Here is a 5,211-nt window from a genome sequence, read left to right as displayed (position 1 = left end):
CTGAAACGATGGTGATCGCCTAACAATTAGTCATGTTAGGGGCGTTTTTAACTGAACGTGAATTAGGAAACAAAGCCTTCAAGAGGGATTCACAACGCTTGGCAGTTTTGGATTGAATTAGCTTAAGTGTTTACGGCACAATGTTTTAGGTCAGGTGGCCGCGTTGTTCACCCCTTAATGCGGCGTTAGGTCATAGAGGTAAAAATGAACCCTAGAGTAGTTGTTAACGAGAAACATTGGTTTGAAATCAATGCGCACGCAGATATGTGCCCGCATTGTCACTATTCAGTAAAACCAACAAATATTACTTCAAGCTTGAGTGGAAACCCTGATAAATCAGGGACGAAATTAGAGCTTGTATATCGCTGTACAAGGAATGAGTGCAGCAGGTTATTTATCAGCTCATATATTCGGACTGCGATGCAAGGCACAAGTAGAGTTGGTGTTTTTAAGTATCAAAACTCATCGCCTGTTACTGTGAAAAATGAGCAGTTTCAAGATGAAATTAATCAGGTGTCCCCTAGTTTTTGTGAAATTTTCAATCAAGCTAGTGCCGCAGAGCAATATGGCTTGCATGAAATTGCTGGAGTAGCATACAGAAAGTCACTTGAATTCCTAATCAAGGATTACTGTATCTATAAAAACAACGATTCCGCTGACAACATCAGATCCTTACAATTGGCGAAAGTTATCGGTCAGTATGTGTCAGATACAAACATAAAAGAATGTGCTAAACGAGCAACATGGTTGGGTAATGATGAGACTCATTATGTTCGAAAGTGGGGCGACAAGGACTTGAGTGACCTTAAAATACTCATTCGACTAACTTTGGGCTGGGTACTCAATTGTATTTTGACAGAGAAGTATCTGTCAGAAATGACCTAACAAAGCATTTAAGAGTGATTCGCAACGCTTGGCAGTTTCGCTTCGCTCAAGTATAGCCAAGCGTCGCTCACACCTTAATGCGGCGTTAGCCCTCTACCGTTACCAGTTATATCGATGCATCGTGTTTTGTATCCCTGTCTGGGGTATAATGTGAGCTTGTTGTTTAGTGCGTTCAAGCGGAATTCTATGATGTATTTAGAAGTTTTTGGTATTGCGGTAACTGTGTTCGCAGGGTTAGCTTTAATGTTTTATAAGCTAAATCCTCTAATGTTATTTTTCTCTGGAATCGGGCTTACAATTTACGGTGCTACGTTGGGGCTAGATTTGAAATCGCAGGGGCAAACTTTTAATAATACGATGGTTGTAGGGCTAGGGGAAATGTTCTTGATCTTTATCTCTATCATCGGAGGTGCATTAGTGAGTACAGCGTTTAATGAGTTACGATCAAAGCACCAAAACAAGGGCTAACAAAGCGTTTAAGACAGATTCCCAACGCATGGCATTTTTCATTCCATCGTTGGGTTTTGTGTTTACGGTGGTCTGGTTAGGTTTTGTGATGGCGTTGCTCACTACTTAACGCGGCGTTAGGCGACGGGCAGGAAGTTCTTTGTTCTCATCTTCTTAGTTCTCTTTGAGCTTTCGTTTTTCTATGTCGGCAATTCAACATTGTCGGCTCAAACCCTTGAATCTCTCTGGCCGTAAAACATGCCAAGGTTTGCGGGTTGCCTCATTGGTTTTCATAGTCGGTTGGTTGTGAATTTCACTCGCTCAAAGTGTGGAAAGGTCAAGTTAATCGAGGTTTTCGTTCTCGCTTTAAATTTGTAGCTTTCCGTTTCGCCTCCTCAAAAGCAACTTTATTGCTGAAAGTCTGTATTTTGTGGTTGTCGAAACTTCGGCTGAAACATAGGGGGCTTTTATGGTTCTTGAATCACAAAAAGACAGTGGGTGTTTGGTTGCTTATTGGGTTTCGGGTAATCTGCTTTCAAAACAACTTAAACACTGGTAGAAAACTTCGCCTAACAAGGCGTTTAAGGCGGATTCACAACGCTTAGCGATTTCAGTTCAGGTTAGGTTAAGTGTTTAAGGTACAATGGGTTAGGTTTGGTGGTTAGCGTTGTTCACCACTTAACGCGGCGTTAGCATTTTTTCGAAAAAGTGAGTTTAGGAGAGTTACTTGGAGATATCTTCGGCTGCAATGGTAGGCTTTCTAGCAGGAGCATTACCATTCTTAAAGTTCTTTCACGATTGGGTGCTGAATCGAAACCAATTCAGAGTTAAAAATTTAGAGTTCTTTTATCAGTGTTTTGATTCAGAGGCTAATAAAGCAAGAAAGCTCGTAGTAGAACAGCAGTTTAAGTCTATCTTCAAAATTCGAGCTGACTTTGATGTTATTTCACTTTTACTTTCATCGGATAAACCAAGTAAAGCCATTGAACTTTACCGTTATAGTGATTGTTATGTGGAACCTAAAAACGATCAGTTCGTTCTTAAAACCAAATAGACTAGCTCGAAGACTAGAAACTTTGAAAGGTTAGCGAAGTATCCCAGAAATTTCTTTTTCTATATGCTTTGTGCAATGCCATCGGCATATTCTGCTATTTGGGTATACACACAAATCTTAGCCGTCTATTCAAAAGATAGGATTCTTACGTTATCGCTACTAGGCGGTTTGTTTTTTGTAGCGACGTTTGCAGTAGTTCTTGCTCGGGTTGCTTACTTAAAGGTTACTGATTCGAGAAGCATCACTTGTGCTGAAGAACTTGTTGCGATTTACGACAAGAGCTTTCAAAGTGAAGTTATGGGTGTGAGAGCAATGCTAACAAGGCGTTTAAGAGTGATTCGTAACGCTTGGCACTTTTAGTTTGCGTTGAGTAAAGTGTTTAAGGCGCTATGCAGCAGTTTCAGATGTGCGTTACTCACACCTTAACGCAGCGTTATAAGCCTTAAAGTACTACATAGGATATTGAACATTGGAAAATAAAGAGAAACAAAAAGGACCCGGTTGCCTTGGATTTGTAATTGGTGGAATGTCATTCATCCCTTTGATTGGCGTTGTATTTGGAATTGTGGCAATTATCTGGGGTTTCAAGGCAAAAAGTACAAAACTGAAATTAGTGGGTCTTTGCGGTATTAGTTTTACTTTTATCTTGTATGGGACGCTTGCTTACTTGGGTTTTGTACAAGAGGGAGGAGTGTACGATGATCTGCGAACTGAGTTAGTAAAAGTACAATTGACAAGTGCAGTACAAGCTATTGAATTATACAAAGTTCAAAATGGTGTATACCCGACATCATTAGAAGTTTTACAAAACTCTTTACCACAAGGCAGCTTGGTATCTCTAAACGATGCAGCACAAGTGAGTGTTACCGGAGATACACTGTATTACTATGTTGTTATTGATGAAAATCACTATCATATTCGATCATATGGAAGAGGCGGAGTAATTAATACATTGGATGATATTTTGCCAACACCGATAGAAAATGTAGGTCTAATAGCCGACTATCAAGTAGAAAACGGCTTATAACAAACTGCTCAAGAGGGATTCGCAACGCGTGGCATTTTTACTATGCGTTGATTTTAGTGATTAAGGTGGTTTGCGGCGGCTTCGGTATTGCGTTGCTCACCCCTTAGCAGGGCGTTATGCCGATAAGAGGAAATATGGATAGTAAATGGGAGTGCTTTGGGTGCGGGCATAGCAATGAACACTCATCATTAAAGTGTGAAAAGTGCGGGTCTTTAGGCAAAGAGCTTGCAAACAAGCAGATGGCAAACCACCTGTTAGGGAATGACAAAGTGAAATCGAAGTTTGAATACTGCTGTGATAAATGTGGTTCAGAGTCATATGAGGTTGGTGAGTTAAGAGCCAGTGGTGGATTTTGGAGTACATTTTTCAATTACAACAAACACCGTTTTTATTTCTTGTCATGCAGTAGCTGCGGTCACACTGAGCTTTACAAACGAGGTCTAGGTACTGGACAAAAAATACTAGATTTTCTAGGTGGTTAGCATAGGCATAACAAACTGTTTAAGAGTGATTCGCAACGCGTGGCATTTTTATTATGCGTTGGTTTTAGTTGTTAAGGTGGTATGCGGCGGCTTCGGTATTGCGTTGCTCACACCTTAACAGGGCGTTATAACCTTAGAGGGGAAAATGGAACTTAGAGCATTTGAAAAAGAAGATCATGACTTGCTTATCGGGTGGATTGACTCGGATAAATTGAATTATCAGTGGGGTGGTCCAAACTTTGAGTTTCCATTGGATTCAGTGCAGATTTCTAAACATTGCGCTCAAGCGCAAGTGTTTCCCTTTATCTTCGTTGTTGCAGGTCAGAGCGCTGGTTATGTTGAACTATTTAAAGTTTCAGCGTCACACTTTAGAATTTGCCGCGTATTTGTTTCGGATAGTTTTCGTGGAAAGGGCATTTCAAAGCTCATGCTTGGTCAGTTAGTCGAGCTAGCAAAAGAAAAATACAGCGCTAGCTTACTATCACTAGCCGTATTTGAACGAAACATAGTTGCGAGAAATTGCTATGAGTCTCTTGGTTTTACCGTGACATCGTATGAAAATGGCTCTCGTTCTTTCGACGGTGAGGTTTGGAGTCTTTTACGAATGGAAAAACGGTTATAACAAAGCGTTTAAGGCAGATTCGCAACGCGTGGCATTTTTGGTTTTAACCGGCTTTAGTGTTTACGGCACAATGGTTTAGGTTCAGTGGTAGCGTTGCTCACTACTTAACGCGGCGTTATATGCCTCTATCACATTCAAGTAGACTACAAATGAAGTTGGTATCCCATATAATAAGTTTCAATTTCAATATTACAAGAAAGTGACCTCTATGAAATATTCTGTGATTTTCACAACATTATTTATCTCGTTTGGTGCTCAAGCTTTATCCAAGCAAGCTACGCAAGAATTCTATGAACAAATGTCTAATCACTCTCTATGCGCAGCCGCTGCAACTTATACTAATAATGATGCTGCTAGCAATGGAATTACAAACTATATGTATGAAAAATTAGACTTTTACGCAAATGGTGAGTATTTGAGCAATACTAAGCGCGGGTTCATGGTTGGTTACTCAGTTGGTATGTCTCAAGCTGTATTTGGTCAATTGTATAAACAACAGGGTGAGCCTAAAGGATTGGCTATAAAAGACTTTGCAGAAATGGTTTGGGGAAAAATGTGTAAAAACCTAGAATTAAAGTCCTAAATCCGTCTATCGCGAGTAGGCTCAGCACTGGCATATAACAAGAGACTATGGCGTCAATAGTTAATTTTTGAGGCTATCTGTATCCCACATAACACCATCTCTTAGCATTGA

General features: G+C 40.2%; 8 protein-coding genes. All 8 read left to right on the top strand.

Annotated elements, in window-relative coordinates:
• Positions 1-204 precede the first annotated feature (204 nt).
• The 8 genes from R7F64_RS23525 (at position 205) to R7F64_RS23490 (ending at position 5,100) form a co-directional block, all read left to right on the top strand.
• Positions 205-885 carry a DUF4145 domain-containing protein gene (locus R7F64_RS23525; RefSeq protein ID WP_010448822.1) on the top strand — a complete coding sequence of 227 codons (681 nt, stop codon included), beginning with the start codon at positions 205-207 and terminating at the stop codon, positions 883-885.
• A gap of 186 nt (positions 886-1,071) precedes the next feature.
• Positions 1,072-1,353, top strand: a complete 282-nt coding sequence (locus R7F64_RS23520) for a hypothetical protein (RefSeq protein WP_318072118.1) — start codon at positions 1,072-1,074, stop codon at positions 1,351-1,353.
• Between the two features lie 706 nt (positions 1,354-2,059).
• Entirely contained in the window at positions 2,060-2,386 is a 327-nt protein-coding gene (locus tag R7F64_RS23515) for a hypothetical protein (RefSeq protein WP_318072117.1), read from the top strand.
• Positions 2,387-2,461: 75 nt separating this feature from the next.
• Positions 2,462-2,746 (top strand): hypothetical protein, encoded by a 285-nt coding sequence (locus tag R7F64_RS23510; RefSeq protein ID WP_318072116.1) that lies wholly within the window; start codon positions 2,462-2,464, stop codon positions 2,744-2,746.
• Positions 2,747-2,855: 109 nt separating this feature from the next.
• Positions 2,856-3,413, top strand: coding sequence for a hypothetical protein (locus tag R7F64_RS23505; RefSeq protein WP_318072115.1), 558 nt, complete (start codon positions 2,856-2,858; stop codon positions 3,411-3,413).
• A gap of 134 nt (positions 3,414-3,547) precedes the next feature.
• Positions 3,548-3,895, top strand: coding sequence for a zinc ribbon domain-containing protein (locus R7F64_RS23500; protein ID WP_213908294.1), 348 nt, complete (start codon positions 3,548-3,550; stop codon positions 3,893-3,895).
• A gap of 145 nt (positions 3,896-4,040) precedes the next feature.
• Positions 4,041-4,517 (top strand): GNAT family N-acetyltransferase, encoded by a 477-nt coding sequence (locus R7F64_RS23495; RefSeq protein ID WP_213885904.1) that lies wholly within the window; start codon positions 4,041-4,043, stop codon positions 4,515-4,517.
• A gap of 208 nt (positions 4,518-4,725) precedes the next feature.
• Positions 4,726-5,100: a hypothetical protein gene (locus tag R7F64_RS23490; RefSeq protein ID WP_318072114.1), complete on the top strand. Its 375-nt coding sequence runs from the start codon at positions 4,726-4,728 to the stop codon at positions 5,098-5,100.
• Positions 5,101-5,211 lie beyond the last annotated feature (111 nt).

Source organism: Vibrio sp. Vb1980 (genome assembly GCF_033338615.1).
Classification (GTDB): domain Bacteria; phylum Pseudomonadota; class Gammaproteobacteria; order Enterobacterales; family Vibrionaceae; genus Vibrio; species Vibrio alginolyticus.
The sequence above is the reverse complement of the archived record's forward strand: the minus strand, read 5'-3'. Positions and strand labels throughout refer to the sequence as shown.

Coding starts and splice junctions, on each gene's coding strand:
- R7F64_RS23525 (WP_010448822.1), top strand. CDS start 205: ATGAACCCTAGAGTAGTTGTTAACGAGAAACATTGGTTTGAAATCAAT.
- R7F64_RS23520 (WP_318072118.1), top strand. CDS start 1,072: ATGATGTATTTAGAAGTTTTTGGTATTGCGGTAACTGTGTTCGCAGGG.
- R7F64_RS23510 (WP_318072116.1), top strand. CDS start 2,462: ATGCCATCGGCATATTCTGCTATTTGGGTATACACACAAATCTTAGCC.
- R7F64_RS23500 (WP_213908294.1), top strand. CDS start 3,548: ATGGATAGTAAATGGGAGTGCTTTGGGTGCGGGCATAGCAATGAACAC.
- R7F64_RS23495 (WP_213885904.1), top strand. CDS start 4,041: ATGGAACTTAGAGCATTTGAAAAAGAAGATCATGACTTGCTTATCGGG.
- R7F64_RS23490 (WP_318072114.1), top strand. CDS start 4,726: ATGAAATATTCTGTGATTTTCACAACATTATTTATCTCGTTTGGTGCT.